We start from the raw sequence: 16,463 nt of genomic DNA on the forward strand, positions 1-16,463 counted from the left end.
ACCCCCGACGACTTCACCTGACCCGGCCTTGGCACAACCCATCCAACGACCAGACCCCAACAAAGTCACCGGTATTGCACCTAGGCGGCCGAAGCGGCGGGTGCCGCCGTGCCGGGACGGGCGCCGGGGAGCAGGTCGGAGGAGTGGTCGGGCGCAAGGCGGGTGCCGGGGCGCAGACGTGTCGCCGCGTGGTTGACGGCGGTGCCGGCCTCACCGAAGCCGACGGTGATCAGCGGGACGCGGCCGGGGTAGGTGCACACGTCGCCGACCGCGTGGACGCCGGGCAGGTTGGTGCTCATCGCCCGGTCGACCGGGATCTTGCGGTGCTCGAGCTCGATCCCCCAGTCGGCGATCCGACCGAGTCCGGAGGTGAAACCGAGAGCGGCGACCAGTGCCTGCGCGGGCAGAGTGGACACCTGATCCCCATGCCGGATCTCGACCCGTTCCAGGCGGTCCGCGCCGTGGCAGGCGACCACCTCGGCCTCGGTGACGACCCGGACCGGGGAGGCGTGCAGCTGCCGGACGCTGTACTCGTGGGCGCGGAAGGTGTTCCGCCGGTGGACGAGAGTCGTGCTGCGAGCGATCGGCGCCAGGGCGAGCGCCCAGTCGACGGCGCTGTCACCACCGCCGACCACGACCACGTCCCGTCCGGCGTGCGCCCGGGGGTCCGGCACGTGGTAGGCGACACCCTTTCCCTCGTACGGCACCGAGCAGGGCAGCCGGCGGGGTACGAAGCGCCCCAGTCCGGCGGCGATCACCACGGCTCCCGCCGCTATCCGGGCACCGTCGTCAGTGGTGAGGGTCCACCCCCCGTCCCGGCGGTCCAGCTCCACCACCGTCCGGCCGAGCAGGTACTCGGTGCCGAACGGCTCGGTCTGCTCCACCAGGCTGTCGATCAACTGGCGCCCCTTGACGGCTGGGTGACCGGCGACGTCGTACAGCAGCTTCTCCGGGTAGAGAGCGGCGACCTGGCCGCCCGGTTCGTCCAGCGCGTCGACGACCACCGCCGACAGGCCGCGGAAGCCTGCGTAGTAGGCGGCGTACAAACCTGACGGCCCCGCTCCCACGACGGCGACGTCCGCCGCCATGACGTCGGGCCGGCCGACGGCCCTCACGACTGCTGACATCTCGATCTCCCCTGTCGAACGGGCGCGCACCAGTCCGTACGCGCCGGAGGGATGACGATCACCCCCAGGGCTAGAACCATACAGAACGCTCGCTTTGTTTTTCCAGCAGTTTTCGGCTCCGACTGAAACCGAGCAGGGAAAGGCGCAGCTCAGGCGCTGTGCGCCGCGACGCCGTCGAGGACGAACCGCCAGATGTCCGCCACCTGCTGGGCCACCCTGCCCCCCCCCGAGACGCACCCGGCCCGCATCTGGGCCTCGGCCCCGGTGAGCAGGTAGCCGACCAGAGCGACCACCGCCCCGGGGTGCGCCACCATGTCCCCTCCGCCGGCCCTTCGTGCGCGTTCCAGCAGGTCACACACGGCGGGCAGCCAGACCTGCACCCAGCGGTCGGGCTGCTGCGGCCGCTCCCTGGCAAGGCGCGCCGCCGAGCGCACGACGACATCCTCCTCCAGCAGGCCCGCAAGCCCCACCGTCAGGTCGGCCACCGCACGCAGGGTCGGCTCGGGCGACTCCAGTATCCGGCCGACCAGCCTCTGGGCGAGCGCCCGGCCTTCCTCCTGAACAGCGTCGGCCAGCGCCGCCTTGGACGGGAAATGAAAGGTCAGCGCCCCCATCGAGACCGACGCCGCGGCACAGATCCTGGTCAGCGTCGCTCCTTCGTAGCCGGCCCGGTCGATCTCCAGGGCGGCGGCCAGGACAAGTCCCCTGCGTGTGCGCACCCCCCTTTCCTGAACAGCCATCTTGTCGCGCCTCCTTCGGGGCGAGTCCCGGCGCGTGCCCCGCTGTGACGTCGGGCCCACACACTAAACAAAGCGATCGTTCGCTATTGTTTCACGGAAAGGCCGGTTCGCCGCAGTATCGGATGAGCCGGACCGATGTCTCTCGCCGCACCGGGCGGAGTGGACGGCGCCAGAGGGACGGAATGCGCCTGGCTGCACCCGGTCGAGCGCCGTCCACGGCATCGCTGCGCCGGTCACGGACGAGGAGGGGCGCTGCGCAGCCGCGCGCCGCCCCGGCTTCAGTGGTCCGGCGCGGCCGCCCGGGTCGCTCCCCGATCGCGCCCGTTCAGTGTGCCGGAGCGGCACCGGCGGTCTGGATCAGTTTCCGGAACCGTTCCGGATTCACCTGGGTGCGGGCGACGACGGCCGGAACGGCGACGCCGGGGAGCAGCAGACGCCACATCCGTACGACCCGCTCTGCGAGATCGGCTCGCCCCTCGCTGGCGGCGGCCGAGTAGGTCTGCATCCCGGTGCATGCCTCGACGACGAATTCGGCCAGCTCCCCGGGCTCGACGCCGGCCTGCAACTCCCCCTTCTCGCAGGCGACCTCCAGGATTTCGGTCATGATCTGACTCCACTCCTCGTAGGGAGTCGCGTCCTTCACGCCGAACGAGCCCTGCTCGCTGGTGAGTCGCACGCCCGCCCGCAGCAGCGGGTCGACCTGGAGCTGATGCGCCCACACCATGGTGAGGTCGACCAGTCGCTGCAGCCCCTCGGACTCCGGCCACGGAACGACCGACCGGGGCTGGGCGTTCATGACGGCCCGTGCCAGGTCTTCCTTCGAGTCGAAGTGGAAGTAGAGCGCCCCCGCCGTGAGTCCCGCCCTTTTGAGGATGCGGCTGATGCTCGCACCGGCGAAACCGGCCTCGTCGAAGACCTCCGCGGCCGCGCGAAGGAGCGACTCGCGGGTCTGGACGGCACGCTCTTGCTTTGGCCGCTGAGCCATCGTAACCCCCAAAAGAGAACGTTCCCTATGTTACGTGCGCGGCCCGGAGGCGTGCCGGGCCGGACCGCTGGTGTGCGGCGGCTGCCCGCCGCGTCCCATGGTCGGCCGGCTGCGACCGGTGGTCAGCGCGCGGTGCGGGTGTGGACGTACTCCACGAGGCGGGTCAGGGCGTCCGGGTCGGTGGACGGCATCACGCCGTGGCCGAGGTTGAAGACGTGGCCCTCCAGGCCGGCCGCGGAGTCCAGGACCTCCTGGGCCTTGGCCTCGACGGCCTCGCGGCCGGCGAAGAGCACGGTCGGGTCGAGGTTGCCCTGGAGCGCCTTGCCGGGGCCGACGCGGCGGGCGGCCTCGTCCAGCGGGACGCGCCAGTCGACGCCGACGACGTCCGCGCCGGCCTCGCCCATCAGGCCCAGCAGCTCGCCGGTGCCGACGCCGAAGTGGATGCGCGGGACGCCGTAGCCGGCCACGGCGTCGAAGACCTTCGCGGAGGCGGGCAGCACCGAGCGCCGGTAGTCGGCGGGGGCGAGCGCGCCGGCCCAGGAGTCGAAGAGCTGGACGGCGGAGGCGCCGGCCTCGATCTGCACCTTGAGGAAGGCGGCCGTGATGTCGGCGAGGCGGTCCAGCAGGTCGGCCCACAGCTCGGGGTCGCCGAACATCATCGCCTTGGCGTTCTCGTAGGTGCGGGACGGGCCGCCCTCGACCAGGTAGCTCGCGAGGGTGAAGGGGGCGCCGGCGAAACCGATCAGCGGGGTGGAGCCCAGCTCGCGGGTGAGCATGCCGACGGCCTCGGTGACGTAGGAGACGTCCTCCGGGGTGAGGTCGCGCAGGCGGGCCAGGTCGTCGCGGGTGCGCACCGGCTGCTCGACGACCGGGCCGACGCCCGGCTTGATGTCGAGGCCGATGCCGATGGCCTTGAGCGGGACGACGATGTCGCTGAAGTAGATCGCCGCGTCGACGCCGTGCCGGCGCACCGGCTGGAGGGTGATCTCGGTGACCAGGTCCGGCCGCATGCAGGACTCCAGCATGCCGATGCCCTGGCGCACCTTGCGGTACTCCGGCAGTGAGCGCCCGGCCTGCCGCATGAACCACACCGGGGTGTGCGGCACGGGCTCGCGCCTGCACGCCTTGAGGAAGGCGCTGTCGTACGTCGGGTTGGCTCGCTGGCCCGTCGGGCTGGTGTTGGCACTCACACCGGCAAGTCTCCCACGGCCCGCGCACGGCCCCCGGACGACCCCGGCCCGTCTCCCGCGGCTCGCGGACACCCCTGTCTCCCGCCGCTGCCCGGCGGGAGACAGGGGTGTCCCTCCCTGCGCCGGGGCGCGGTTCCGCTTAATCTTCCCCGCATGGCTGCGGCTCAGGGACGACTGTCGGACGGCGCTGGCGGAATGGACGAACCGAAGGACACCGGGGAGGACCCGGATCAGGGGGATGCGGCCCCGTTGCCCTTCCGGGCCGCGGTGGACGCGTTGCGGAGCGCGCGGCTGCGGCCGCAGATCGAGGTGGAGCCGACCCGCCCGCCCAAGCGGCTGGCGCCGTTCGCGTACGCGCTGGAGGCGGCGGTCGTCGACGGCGACCAGGATCTGGCCGACGGGCGGCTGGTGCTGCTGTACGACCCGGCCGGGCACGACGCCTGGCGGGGCACGTTCCGGCTGGTGACGCTGGTGCGGGCGGAGCTGGAGCCGGAGATGGCGGCGGATCCGCTGCTGCCGGACGTGTGCTGGTCGTGGCTGACCGGGGCGCTGGCGGCGCGGGGCCTGACGTACGGGGAGCCGAGCGGGACGGTGACGCGGGCCAGTTCGCACTACTTCGGTGGTCTGGCGGAGCGTCCGTCGGCCTCGCAGATCGAGATCCGGGCCTCCTGGACGCCCCGCGAGGAGCTGGGCGGGGTGCCGGACACGGCCGCTCACCTGGTCTCCTGGTGCGATCTGCTGGCGCAGGTGGCGGGGCTGCCGCCGGCCGGTCCGGGGGACGCGTCGGTGGTGACGCTGCCGCAGCGGCGGGGGCCGCAGTCGCGCTGAGCAGCCGTGGTCGGGGCGTCGGGGCACTGTGCCGCCGTTCAGGGGAATCACTTTGTCGATACGGCCACTTTCGTAAGCGTTGCGACGCCTACCGAAACCGTTCGGTCTTCGAATGATCGATCGCGTGTCCGAATTGCACGAATTGTTACTCACCGATTCGTGATCATTCTCTAAAGGACACCCGGTTTGCTGCCGAAGACGACTGTGACCTTGAAAGCACGGTTCGTCCCGGCTTCACCCCCACGAGCCGGCCCCGTCCCGCACCCCAGGAGGCCTGGTGTCCGTTCTCCTCGAGCAGCCCGCAAGCCTGGTCGCCTACCGCCCGAACAAGCCGACCGCCATGGTGGTCGTGGCCGACCCGCGTGTCCGCTCCACCGTCACCCGACACCTCTGGGCGCTCGGTGTGCGCGATGTCATCGAGGCCTCGTCCGTCGCGGAGGCCCGCCCCCGCATCGGCAACCCGCGTGACATCTGCGTCGCCGAAGTCCATCTGCCGGACGGTTCCGGCCTCACCCTGCTGTCCGAGACCCGGGCCGCCGGCTGGCCCAACGGGCTCGCCCTGTCCGCCGCCGACGACATCGGCGCGGTGCGCAACGCCCTCGCCGGCGGAGTGAAGGGCTACGTCGTCACCGGCACCCGCACCAACCTCGGGCTGCCCACCCGGCCCGGCGCCGCCCCCATCGGTGCCGCGGCCGCCCGGCTGCACCGCCGTCCCCCGGGTGCCCCGAGCCACCCGGGCGGCTACCGCGAGCTGTCCGGCCGTGAGGTCGAGGTGCTGCGGCTGGTGGCGGAGGGCCAGTCGAACAAGGCGATCGGCGTCTCCATGGGCCTGTCCGCGCTGACCGTCAAGAGCCACCTCGCCCGCATCGCCCGCAAGCTCGGCACGGGTGACCGGGCCGGGATGGTCGCGGTGGCCCTGCGGACCGGCATCATCCACTGACCGCCGCCGTGCCGCTCCCGCTGCCCCTTCCCCTGCCGAGGCACCTGCCGGTCCATCCGCTGGGTCATCTGCCGGATCACCTGCCGGTCCGTCCTCCGGCCTGACCGGAATACGACCCTCCCCCGCCCGTCGACGGAACGTTCCGTCGTCGGGCGGCTTCATGACCCGGATACTCTTGACATGTGACCGACGCCCACGACACCGCAGCAGACACATCACTGCGAACCACCGGAGGCGCTCCTCCGGACGACGACGGATCTTCTGCTACGGAGGCGCCGATCCCCTTGCTGGAGCCCCGCGAGGGCATTCCGCCGGTGATCGCGGACGAGGCCGCCCTCGCCGAGGTGATCGCCGCCTTCGCCGCCGGCACCGGCCCCGTCGCCGTCGACGCGGAGCGTGCCTCCGGTTACCGCTACGGCCAGCGCGCCTATCTGGTGCAGCTGCGCCGCGAGGGCGCCGGTACCGCGCTGATCGACCCCATCGCCTGCCCCGACCTGTCCGGTCTGGGCGAGGCGCTGTCCGGGACCGAGTGGGTGCTGCACGCCGCCACGCAGGACCTGCCCTGCCTGCGCGAGATAGGGATGGTGCCCACCCGCCTCTTCGACACCGAGCTGGCCGGACGCCTCGCCGGGTTCCCCCGGGTCGGCCTCGGCGCCATGGTGGAGAACGTGCTCGGCTACGTCCTGGAGAAGGGCCACTCCGCCGTCGACTGGTCCACCCGGCCGCTGCCCGAGCCCTGGCTGCGCTACGCCGCGCTCGACGTGGAGCTGCTGGTCGACCTGCGGGACGCGCTGGAGAAGGAGCTCGACCGGCAGGGCAAGCTGCAGTGGGCACGGCAGGAGTTCGACGCGATCGCCTCCGCGCCGCCGCCCGAGCCGCGCAAGGAGCCCTGGCGGCGCACCTCCGGCATGCACAGGGTGCGCCGGCGCCGGCAGATGGCGGTGGTGCGGGAGCTGTGGCTGACCCGGGACCGGATCGCCCAGCGCAGGGACGTCTCGCCGGGCAAGGTGCTCTCCGACGCGGCCATCGTCGAGGCGGCGCTGGCGATGCCCGCGGACACGCGGGCGCTGGCCGCGCTGAACGGCTTCGGGCAGCGGGTGAGCCGCCGCCAGCTGGAGCAGTGGCAGGCGGCGGTCGACCGGGCGCGGGCGCTGAGCGAGTCCCGGCTGCCGCAGCCGGGGCAGCCGGTGACGGGGCCGCCGCCGCCGCGTGCCTGGGCCGACAAGGACCCGGCCGCGGCGGCCCGCCTCACCGCGGCCAAGGCCGGGGTCACCAAGCTCGCGGAACAGCTGAACATGCCCCAGGAGAACCTGATCACTCCGGACACGGTGCGCCGCGTCTGCTGGGAGCCTCCGGCGGTCGTCACCGCCGACTCCGTCGCCGCCGCCCTCACCTCCCACGGCGCCCGCCCCTGGCAGGTGGAACTGGTCACCCCAGTACTGATGGAGGCCCTGGCCAAGTCCGGCTAGGGCACCAACCCCCAGGGGCGCGGGGAACTGCGCGCCCAGCCACGACGCCCCCGCACCCGGCGTACGACGGAAAGCCCCGTTACGGCGCCATCTCGTACGCGCCCGACAGGGACTCGACGCGTTGCCAGACGCGCTCGGAGCGGGAGGGGTCGGCCGCCGGGCGGCGCACCGCGCCCAGGGCCCAGTGCTGCTGGGCCTCCGTCGCCGAATCCTTGCCGTGGAGTTCGACCGCGTGCGCGGAGAAGTCACGGATGAGGACGGCGAAGAGCTCGTCGAGGACGTCCTCGTCGAGGGACGTCAGCGCGGCCTGTTCGAGGATCAGCTGGCCGTGCACGACCAGCGCGAACAGCTGGCCCACGGCGAGCAGCAGGTCCAGGTCGCGGCTCTGCTCCTCGTCCGGCGCGGCCGTGGTGACGAACTCGCACAGCGCGTCCGCCTGCTCCCGGAAGCGGGCGACGTTGGGCAGGTGCGCGTACGTGTCGAAGGCGGTGCGCCAGTCGTGGAAGCGGATGGAGCCGAGGCCGCGGGCCGGGCCCTGCCGGAAGAGGAAGTCGTCGTCGGCCGCGTCCAGGCGGGTCGGCACCGGCGGGTACTCGGCCGGGTTCAGCAGGTGGTTGCGCATGAACTTGAGGATCAGCGCCAGGTTGACGTGGACCGTGCCCTCCAGCTTCGGCAGCCCCCGGATCTCGACGGCGGCCTGGGCGAAGTAGTTGTCCTTCTCGAAGCCCTTGGCGGCGATGACGTCCCACATCAGGTCGATGACCTTCTCGCCCTCGGTGGTGACCTTCATCTTGGTCATCGGGTTGAAAAGGAGGTAGCGGCGGTCGTCGGGGCCGGCGGAGCGGAAGTAGTCGACGGCGCGGTCGCTGAACAGCTTCATGCCGACCAGCCGGACGTAGGCGTCGGTCAGCTCGCGGCGGACGTGCGGGAAGGCGGTGACGGGGCGGCCGTAGAGGATCCGGTTGTGGGCGTGGGTGACCGCCTCGTACATCGCGTGCTCGCAGATGCCGATGGAGGCGGTGCACAGGTTGAACTTGCCGACGTTGACGGTGTTGAGCGCGGCGTCGAAGGCGGCGCGGCCGGTGTGCAGCACGTCCTCGGCGCGGACCGGGTAGTTCTCCAGCCGGAACTCGCTGACGTACTTGGAGGAGTCGACGACGTTCTTCACCAGGTGGTACGCGGGGTGGCGGCTGTCGGCGGCGAAGAAGACGTAGCCGTCGGGGCCCTCGGCGTCGGTGCGGCGGCCGAAGACGGAGACAAGTCCGGCGGCGTTGCCGTTGCCGATGTAGTACTTGGAGCCGTTCGCGGTGAAACCGCCCTGCCCGTCGGGCTCGAGGAGCATGTCGGTGGAGTAGATGTCGGCGCCGTGCGCCTTCTCGGACAGGCCGAAGGCGAACACCTCGCCCTGGTCGAGGAGTTCGGCGGCGCGGGCGCGGGCGGCGGCGTTGTCGCTCTGCCAGACCGGGCCGAGGCCGAGGATGGTGACCTGCCAGGCGTACCAGTAGTCGAGCCCGTAGAAGCCGAGTATCTCGTTGAGGGCGGCGATCCGGGCGGTGTCCCAGCGCTTGTGCTCGTCCCCTTCACCGGCTGCGGAGGCGGGGGTGAGGAAGGTGGCGAAGAGGTTCTCCTTGGCGGCGAAGGCGAGGAAGTCCGCGAGCCAGGCGCGGGAGCGGTAGTCCTCGATGAGCCTGCGCTTGCCGCGCTCCTCGAACCAGTCGACGGTGGCGCGCAGCAGCCGCCGGGTCTCGGGGTCGAAGTGGGCCGGGTCGTAGGTGCGCGGGTTGAACAGCAGCGGGTCCGTCATCGTCGATCGCCTTTCCGGCGTGAGGGTCGAGGTGGAAGTGAACGAACAGGTGAACGGGCAAACGAGCGGGTGAGGCGTCAGGTCCGGGGGTCCGGGTCGTCGCCGAGGCGGCGCAGCGTGGCCAGGACGTCGTCGAGCCAGGCGAGGGTCATGCGCTCGTAGGCGATGCCGCCGCGGAGCACGACGTGCTGGAGCTCCCGGCCGGGGTCGGTGCCGGCCGGTGCGCCGGGGCCGGTGAAGTCGCGCTGTTCGCCGGCCAGGTAGTGCGCGAGCCGTTCGCTGTGGGCGGCCCGGTGGCGTTCGACCTCGGCGATCAGTGCGGCCGGGTCGTCGAAGGCGGCGCCGCGGATCTTCACGGCGAGCTCGTGCCGGATGCTCTCGGGCTCGCTGGGCTCGTGCAGCCACCGGGCGAGGGCGTCGCGTCCGGCGGCGGAGACGGAGTACTCCTTCTTGTCCGGGCGGCCCTCCTGGGGCACCTCGCGCACATCGATCCAGCCGTCGGCCTCCATGCGCTTGAGCACGCGGTAGATCTGCTGGTGGGTGGCGGTCCAGAAGTGGCCGATGGACCGCTCGAAGCGCCGGGACAGCTCGTAGCCGGAGCCCGGCTTCTCCAGCAGGGAGACGAGGATCGCGTGTTCGAGGGCCATGCCACGATGCTCTATGCAACTCGTTGCATAGACAAGCCTCCCCTGGTGAGACACGGCTCACCGCGACGACCCCGGCACCGCGCGGGCACTCCGCCGAACCGGTGCTTCCGTGTGACCTTCGCCGCTCGTTCGCCCAGGGGTGGGCAGCCACGTTACTCATAAGTAGCATGATGCTTAAGCAAGCGCTCAGCATCCCGTACCTGGAGGAGAGCCATCGTGCCTCGTACCGTCAGGGACGTCGTCTTCGTCGACGGCGTCCGCACCCCGTTCGGCAAGGCGGGCCCGAAGGGCATCTACCACGAGACCCGTGCCGACGACCTCGTCGTCAAGGCCATCCGGGAGCTGCTGCGCCGCAACCCCGGTCTCGACCCGAAGGAGATCGACGAGGTCGCCATCGCCGCGACCACGCAGATCGGTGACCAGGGCCTGACCATCGGCCGCACCGCCGGGATCCTCGCGGGTCTGCCGCAGTCCGTGCCGGGCTACTCCATCGACCGCATGTGCGCCGGTGCCCTGACCGCCGTGACCACGGTGGCCGGCTCCGTCGCCTTCGGGGCGTACGACGTCGCCATCGCCGGCGGTGTCGAGCACATGGGCCGCCACCCGATGGGCGAGGGTGTGGACCCCAACCCGCGCTTCGTCTCCGAGAAGCTGGTCGACGAGTCCGCCCTGTTCATGGGCATGACCGCGGAGAACCTGCACGACCGCTACCCGCAGATCACCAAGCTGCGCGCCGACCAGTACGCGGTGCGCTCCCAGGAGAAGGCCGCCAAGGCGTACGCCAACGGCAAGATCCAGGCCGACCTGGTGCCGATCTCGGTGCGCCGGACCAACCCCGAGGGCGGCGAGACCGGCTGGGGCCTGGTCACCGCCGACGAGCCGATGCGTCCGGGCACCACCCTGGAGAACCTGGCGAACCTCAAGACGCCGTTCCGCGTCCACGGCCGGGTCACCGCGGGCAACGCGGCCGGTCTGAACGACGGCGCCACGGCCTCGATCATCGCCTCCGAGGACTTCGCCCGCGAGCACGGCCTGCCGGTGAAGATGCGCCTGGTCTCCTACGCCTTCGCCGGCGTCGAGCCCGAGGTCATGGGCTACGGCCCGATCCCCGCCACGGAGAAGGCGCTCGCCCAGGCGGGCCTGTCCATCTCCGACATCGGCCTGTTCGAGATCAACGAGGCCTTCGCCGTCCAGGTGCTGGCCTTCCTCGACCACTACGGCATCGCCGACGACGACGAGCGCGTCAACCAGTACGGCGGCGCCATCGCCTTCGGCCACCCGCTCGCCTCCTCCGGCGTCCGTCTGATGACGCAGCTGGCCCGCCAGTTCGAGGAGCAGCCGCACGTCCGCTACGGCCTGACCACCATGTGCGTGGGCTTCGGCATGGGCGCGACGGTCATCTGGGAGAACCCGCACTTCGACGGAGGCAACAAGTGAGCACCACCGCTGAGCTGTTGAAGGGTGCGGCCGAGCTGTTCCCGGACGAGGTCGTCACCCAGGCGCATGTGCGCCACTTCGACCTGCCGCTGGGCGCCGGGCGCTTCGCCCTGATCACCCTGGACAACGGGCTGGACCACACCAAGCCCACCACCTTCGGCCCCCAGTCGCTGGCGAACCTCAACGCCGCCGTCGACCAGGTGGAGAAGGAGGCCGCGGACGGCGAGATCGCCGGCGTCGGCATCACCGGCAAGCCGTTCATCTTCGCCGTCGGCGCCGACCTCAAGGGCGTCGAGCTGCTGAAGCGGCACGAGGACGCGCTGGCCATCGGCAAGGGCGGCCACGAGGTCTTCAAGCGGCTCTCCAAGCTCGCCGTGCCGACGTTCGCCTACTACAACGGCGCCGCCATGGGCGGTGGCGTCGAGGTCGGTCTGCACTGCACCTACCGCACGGTGTCCGCCGCCGTTCCCGCCTTCTCGCTGCCCGAGGTCTTCCTCGGCCTGGTGCCCGGCTGGGGCGGCTGCACCCTGCTGCCGAACCTGATCGGCGCCGACAAGGCCGTCTCGGTGATCATCGAGAACAGCCTCAACCAGAACAAGCAGCTCAAGGGCAAGCAGGTCTTCGAGCTCGGCATCGCCGACGCGATCTTCGAGGGCGCGGACTTCCTGGAGCAGTCGCTGAACTGGACCGCCAAGGTCCTCAAGGGCGAGATCGAGGTCGAGCGCCCGGTGATCGACCGCGGCGAGGCCTGGGACCAGGCCGTCGAGCGCGGCCGCGCCTTCGCCGACTCCAAGGTGCACGGCGCCGCCCCGGCCGCCTACCGCGCCCTGGACATCATCGCCGCCGCCAAGAACGGCGACCTGCAGCAGGGTTACGACGCCGAGGACCGGGCGCTCGCCGACCTGATCATGGGCGGTGAACTGCGCGCCGGCATCTACGCGTTCAACCTGGTGCAGAAGCGCGGCAAGCGCCCCGCGGCCGCCCCGGACAAGAACCTGGCCCGCCCGGTCACCAAGGTCGGTGTCGTGGGCGCCGGTCTGATGGCCTCCCAGCTCGCGCTGCTGTTCGTGCGCCGCCTGGAGGTGCCGGTCGTGCTGACCGACATCGACCAGGAGCGCATCGACAAGGGCGTCGGCTACGTCCACGCCGAGATCGACAAGCTGCTCGGCAAGGGCCGCATCAACCAGGACAAGGCCAACCGCCTCAAGGCGCTGGTCACCGGTGTCCTGGACAAGGCCGAGGGCTTCGCGGACGCGGACTTCGTGATCGAGGCCGTGTTCGAGGAGATGGGCGTCAAGCAGCAGGTGTTCGCCGAGGTCGAGGCGGTCGCCCCGGAGCACGCGATCCTCGCCACCAACACCTCCTCGCTGTCGGTGTCGGAGATGGCGTCGAAGCTGAAGCACCCCGAGCGGGTCGTCGGCTTCCACTTCTTCAATCCGGTCGCCGTGCTCCCGCTGCTGGAGATCGTCCGCGGCGAGAAGACCGACGACGCGTCGCTCGCGACCGCGTTCGCCGTCGCCAAGAAGCTGAAGAAGACCGCGGTGCTGGTCAAGGACGCCCCGGCGTTCGTCGTGAACCGCATCCTGACCCGCTTCATGGGCGAGATCCAGAACGTCATCGACGAGGGCACCCCCGTGGAGACCGCCGAGAAGGCCGTCGAGCCGCTGGGTCTGCCGATGTCGCCGCTGGTGCTGCTGGAGCTGGTCGGCCCGGCGATCGGTCTGCACGTCTCCGAGACGCTCAACAAGGCGTTCCCGGACCGCTTCAAGGTCTCCCCGAACCTCAAGGCGGTCGTCGAGGCGGGCAAGCGCGGCTTCTACGTCTACGACAGCGGCAAGCCGGAGCTGGACCCGGAGGTCGCCGCGCTGCTGAAGCAGGGCGACACCGTCCTCACCGAGGAGCAGGTGCGCGCCCGCGTGCTGGACGCGGTGGCGCAGGAGATCGGCCTCATGCTCGAGGAGGGCGTGGTCGCCGAGCCGCAGGACATCGACCTCTGCCTGATCACCGGCGCCGGCTGGCCGTTCCACCTGGGCGGCATCACGCCGTACCTGGACCGTGAGGGCGTCTCCGAGCGCGTCAACGGCAAGCGGTTCCTGGCCCCGGGCGTGGCGAGCGTCCCGGCGTAACCGCCGTCCCTGCCAAGGGGGCGGGCCGCACGGATAACGATCCGTGCGGCCCGCCCCCTTTCGTCACACAGGTGCCGATAGGATCTCCACACCATCCCACCACCTGTTCACACAAACGTCGTGCCGTTCCGCTGAGGAGTCCCCGTGGCGTCCACCCGCCGCCGCCCACCCCGACGTCGGGTCTGGCCCAAGATACGGCTGCTGCTGATCGTGGCCGTGCTCGCCGCAGGCGCCACGGTGACGTACCCGTACTGGAAGCCCCTGTACAAGAAGGCGAATCCGGATCCCCCCGAGCTCCTGGTGCGCTACCGCACCGACACCCCGGCCACGGCGCCGGCGGCCAGGCCCTCGCTCGAGGTGTTCAACAAGACGGACAAGCCGCTGCCGCTCAGCGATGTCACACTGCGGTACTACTTCACCGCCGACGAGTCCGCGTCGTACGCCTTCAACTGCGTCAACGCCGCCTTCGGCTGCTCGAATCTGGCGGGCCGGGTGGTGGAGATGGACAAACCGGCCGGAAACGCCGACCGGTATCTGGAGATGCGGTTCAGCAAGGCGGCGGGCACGCTGAAGCCGGGGGCCAACAGCAAGGGCATCGACCTGCAGCTGTTCCGCACCGACCACAAGAAGCTGAACCAGTCCGACGACCGCTCCTTCGACGCGAAGATGACCAGCTACCGCGAGGCGCAGAAGGTCACCGCGTACAACAAGGGCGTGCTCGCCTGGGGCGAGGAGCCGGACGGCACCAAGCCGGCCGACGACCGGTCGAAGGCGAAGGCGGCCGCGGCCGCCGACCCGGTGCCGGAGGCCCCCGAGGGCGTGCTCTTCGACACCTTCGACTACCTCGGCGCCAAGGACCCGGCCCTGTTCAAGCACGGCTGGCTGGTGCGCACCAGCAAGGGCGGCCCCGGCATCGAGAACACCTGGTCGGCCGACGGCGTCACCTTCCCCGGCGACGAGCAGGCCCTGAACTCCGGTCAGGTGCTGCAGCTGCGGGCCAGCACCGACGGCACCGAGGCGGGCACCCGGCAGGCCAGCCTGGGCACCGCCGCGAGCAAGTTCCGCGAGGGGACGTACGCGGCCCGGATCCACTTCAGCGACAAGCCCGCCACCGGTGACAAGGGCGACCACGTCAACCAGACCTTCTACACCATCGGCGGCAAGGGCTCGACGTACAGCGAGCTGGACAACGAGTACATGCCCAACGGCGGCTGGGGCCGCCCGGGGCCCAAGCTCGACACGGTGACCTGGTACGACCACAAGACCAACGACCGCGTCTACCAGACCACCGACAAGAGCCTCGACGCCTGGCACACGGTGATGATCCGGGTGCAGGACGACGTCGTCTCCTACTGGATCGACGGCAAGAAGCTGTTCGTCAGCAGCGGCAAGTACGCCCCGCGCGCGGGGATGTCGGTGAACTTCAACCACTGGTTCATCGACCTGCCGTTCAAGGGCGAGCGGGCCTGGGACATGAAGGTCGACTGGCTCTACTACAACGCGAACGACACCCTCTCGGCGAAGGAAGTCCAGGCCCAGGTCGAGGGCTTCGCCGAGAGCGGCAGGAACTACTTCGACACGGTTCAGGAGTCATAGGTGGGCAAGAGGCGGGCCAACTCACACGGTCGTGCCGCTGCGAGTGACAGGCCGGTGGTCAGCCGCCGGGCCGCGCTGCTGATGGGCGGAGCGGGCGGTGTGGCGATGGCGGGCGGGGGCGCCTGGCTCGGCAATGTCGCGGCCCAGTCCGCGGCCGGCCCGCAGGCGGCCGCCGAGGGGGCCATCGGGGGACTGACCACTCCCCCGCCCTACGCTCCCTCCGGCCGGCGTCCCAAGAACCGCCGGGCCACCTGGTCGCAGCAGTTCCAGGACTCGCACGGCTGGAAGGCCGGCGGCGCGGGCACGGCGTCGGCCGAGGTGAACGACAGGACCCAGTTCGTGCGGGGCACCCAGTCGGTGCGGGTGACCACCAACGGCACCGGCAAGCAGTCCTACGTCCGCAAGACGGGCATGGCCGAGCTGAACGCGACCGGCAAGATGATCCGGCTGCTGTTCCGCGTCGACGACGTGAGCAACCTGGCCAAGCTGGTCTTCTACCTGGGCAGCGGCGGGCTGACGAACTACTTCGTCTGGAACTTCCACGTCCACTCCAAGACCGCGGCCAACTATGTGCAGTCCGGTGAGTGGGTGACGGTCCACCTGCAGTGGGCGGACGTCAGCGGCGCGGCTGACGCGTACAGCATCTCGGCCGCGGGCAAGCCCTCCACCACCACCGGCTTCACCGACATGTCCTTCGCGGTCTACGACGACGCGGGCGGGCAGGTGACCTACCGGCTCCAGGCCGTGGAGCTGATACCGGACACCACCGACGTCTTCCCCAAGGGCGTCGTCTCCATCACCTTCGACGACTCCCACAAGTCGATCCACGACCTGGCCCGGCCGATCATGGACTCCTTCGGCTTCCCGGGCACCATCTACAACATCGCCGACGCCATCGGCACCGGGAGCTTCCTGACCGTCGACCAGATGCGGTCCATGCAGAACTTCTCCGGCTGGGAGATGGCCGGGCACTCCTACGCCAACGCGGTGCACACCGCGAGCTACCCCAAGCTCACCGCGGAGGAGGCCGACGAGGACTTCCGCAAGCTGCGGGAGTGGCTCGTGTCCAACGGCTTCACCAGCGAGCACTTCGCCTACCCGCACGGGGCGTTCCAGAAGACCAAGGACGGCGTCCCGGTGGACCTGATCGCCAGCCGGCACTTCACCACCGCCCGCACGATCATCTCCGAGACCATCGAGTCGTTCGCCCCGGCTCACCCCTACCGGCTGAAGTCGCTGACCGGCATCACCGACGGCAAGGGCATCGGCGGCACCGCGCTGTCCAGGCTGACCGAGGAGGGCGGCAAGCTCGACCGGTGCGCCGAGAGCGGCGACTGGCTCATCCTCTGCCTGCACAAGATCGTCGAGGGTGCGCCGAAGACCAGCACGGAGATCGGCACGGCGGGGCTCACCAAGCTGATGCAGGAGCTCCAGGACCGGGACATCCCGGTGGTGACGGTCGAGGAGGCGATGGCCTACTACAAGTAGGCCCGCACGACAGGTTTCTGCGGACATGACGAAGGGGGCGGCCCGTTGAGGGCCGCCCCCTTCGTCATGTCATGCGGTCGATGGTG

At 70.7% G+C, this 16,463-nt stretch carries 13 protein-coding genes; 7 read left to right on the forward strand and 6 right to left on the reverse strand.

The window, feature by feature from the left end:
- Nucleotides 1–80: 80 nt before the first annotated feature.
- The 4 genes from ABD198_RS04470 to hemE all read right to left on the reverse strand — a co-directional run bounded on the left by ABD198_RS04470 (nucleotide 81) and on the right by hemE (nucleotide 4,042).
- The gene (locus tag ABD198_RS04470) at nucleotides 81–1,127 is read right to left on the reverse strand and encodes an NAD(P)/FAD-dependent oxidoreductase (RefSeq protein WP_343998010.1); all 1,047 of its coding nucleotides are present in this window, start codon (nucleotides 1,125–1,127) and stop codon (nucleotides 81–83) included.
- Between the two features lie 149 nt (nucleotides 1,128–1,276).
- The gene (locus ABD198_RS04475) at nucleotides 1,277–1,867 is read right to left on the reverse strand and encodes a TetR family transcriptional regulator (RefSeq protein ID WP_343998011.1); all 591 of its coding nucleotides are present in this window, start codon (nucleotides 1,865–1,867) and stop codon (nucleotides 1,277–1,279) included.
- A gap of 325 nt (nucleotides 1,868–2,192) precedes the next feature.
- Nucleotides 2,193–2,852, reverse strand: coding sequence for a ScbR family autoregulator-binding transcription factor (locus ABD198_RS04480; protein ID WP_343998012.1), 660 nt, complete (start codon nucleotides 2,850–2,852; stop codon nucleotides 2,193–2,195).
- A gap of 122 nt (nucleotides 2,853–2,974) precedes the next feature.
- Entirely contained in the window at nucleotides 2,975–4,042 is a 1,068-nt protein-coding gene (gene hemE / locus ABD198_RS04485; protein ID WP_343998013.1) for a uroporphyrinogen decarboxylase, read from the reverse strand.
- Between the two features lie 153 nt (nucleotides 4,043–4,195).
- Between hemE and ABD198_RS04490 the strand changes: the two genes are divergently transcribed.
- The 3 genes from ABD198_RS04490 (at nucleotide 4,196) to ABD198_RS04500 (ending at nucleotide 7,279) form a co-directional block, all read left to right on the forward strand.
- Nucleotides 4,196–4,870: a DUF3000 domain-containing protein gene (locus tag ABD198_RS04490; RefSeq protein ID WP_343998014.1), complete on the forward strand. Its 675-nt coding sequence runs from the start codon at nucleotides 4,196–4,198 to the stop codon at nucleotides 4,868–4,870.
- Between the two features lie 277 nt (nucleotides 4,871–5,147).
- Nucleotides 5,148–5,810, forward strand: a complete 663-nt coding sequence (locus ABD198_RS04495) for a helix-turn-helix transcriptional regulator (RefSeq protein WP_004923664.1) — start codon at nucleotides 5,148–5,150, stop codon at nucleotides 5,808–5,810.
- Between the two features lie 182 nt (nucleotides 5,811–5,992).
- Nucleotides 5,993–7,279, forward strand: a complete 1,287-nt coding sequence (locus ABD198_RS04500) for a ribonuclease D (RefSeq protein ID WP_343998015.1) — start codon at nucleotides 5,993–5,995, stop codon at nucleotides 7,277–7,279.
- Between the two features lie 79 nt (nucleotides 7,280–7,358).
- Here the strand turns inward: ABD198_RS04500 and ABD198_RS04505 are convergent, their stop codons facing one another.
- Both ABD198_RS04505 and ABD198_RS04510 read right to left on the reverse strand, forming a co-directional pair.
- Nucleotides 7,359–9,083: an acyl-CoA dehydrogenase family protein gene (locus tag ABD198_RS04505; protein ID WP_343998016.1), complete on the reverse strand. Its 1,725-nt coding sequence runs from the start codon at nucleotides 9,081–9,083 to the stop codon at nucleotides 7,359–7,361.
- A 77-nt stretch (nucleotides 9,084–9,160) separates the two neighbouring features.
- Nucleotides 9,161–9,730 (reverse strand): PadR family transcriptional regulator, encoded by a 570-nt coding sequence (locus ABD198_RS04510; RefSeq protein ID WP_343998017.1) that lies wholly within the window; start codon nucleotides 9,728–9,730, stop codon nucleotides 9,161–9,163.
- A 216-nt stretch (nucleotides 9,731–9,946) separates the two neighbouring features.
- Between ABD198_RS04510 and ABD198_RS04515 the strand changes: the two genes are divergently transcribed.
- The 4 genes from ABD198_RS04515 (at nucleotide 9,947) to ABD198_RS04530 (ending at nucleotide 16,377) form a co-directional block, all read left to right on the forward strand.
- Nucleotides 9,947–11,167, forward strand: a complete 1,221-nt coding sequence (locus tag ABD198_RS04515) for a thiolase family protein (protein WP_343998018.1) — start codon at nucleotides 9,947–9,949, stop codon at nucleotides 11,165–11,167.
- Nucleotides 11,164–13,293 carry a 3-hydroxyacyl-CoA dehydrogenase NAD-binding domain-containing protein gene (locus ABD198_RS04520; protein ID WP_343998019.1) on the forward strand — a complete coding sequence of 710 codons (2,130 nt, stop codon included), beginning with the start codon at nucleotides 11,164–11,166 and terminating at the stop codon, nucleotides 13,291–13,293. The genes ABD198_RS04515 and ABD198_RS04520 overlap by 4 nt, the downstream gene beginning before the upstream one ends.
- 144 nt (nucleotides 13,294–13,437) lie before the next feature.
- Nucleotides 13,438–14,889: a cellulose binding domain-containing protein gene (locus ABD198_RS04525; RefSeq protein ID WP_343998020.1), complete on the forward strand. Its 1,452-nt coding sequence runs from the start codon at nucleotides 13,438–13,440 to the stop codon at nucleotides 14,887–14,889.
- Between the two features lie 54 nt (nucleotides 14,890–14,943).
- Nucleotides 14,944–16,377 carry a polysaccharide deacetylase family protein gene (locus ABD198_RS04530; RefSeq protein ID WP_343998021.1) on the forward strand — a complete coding sequence of 478 codons (1,434 nt, stop codon included), beginning with the start codon at nucleotides 14,944–14,946 and terminating at the stop codon, nucleotides 16,375–16,377.
- Nucleotides 16,378–16,463 lie beyond the last annotated feature (86 nt).

The organism is Streptomyces thermocarboxydovorans, assembly GCF_039524635.1.
Taxonomy (GTDB): Bacteria; Actinomycetota; Actinomycetes; order Streptomycetales; family Streptomycetaceae; genus Streptomyces; species Streptomyces thermocarboxydovorans.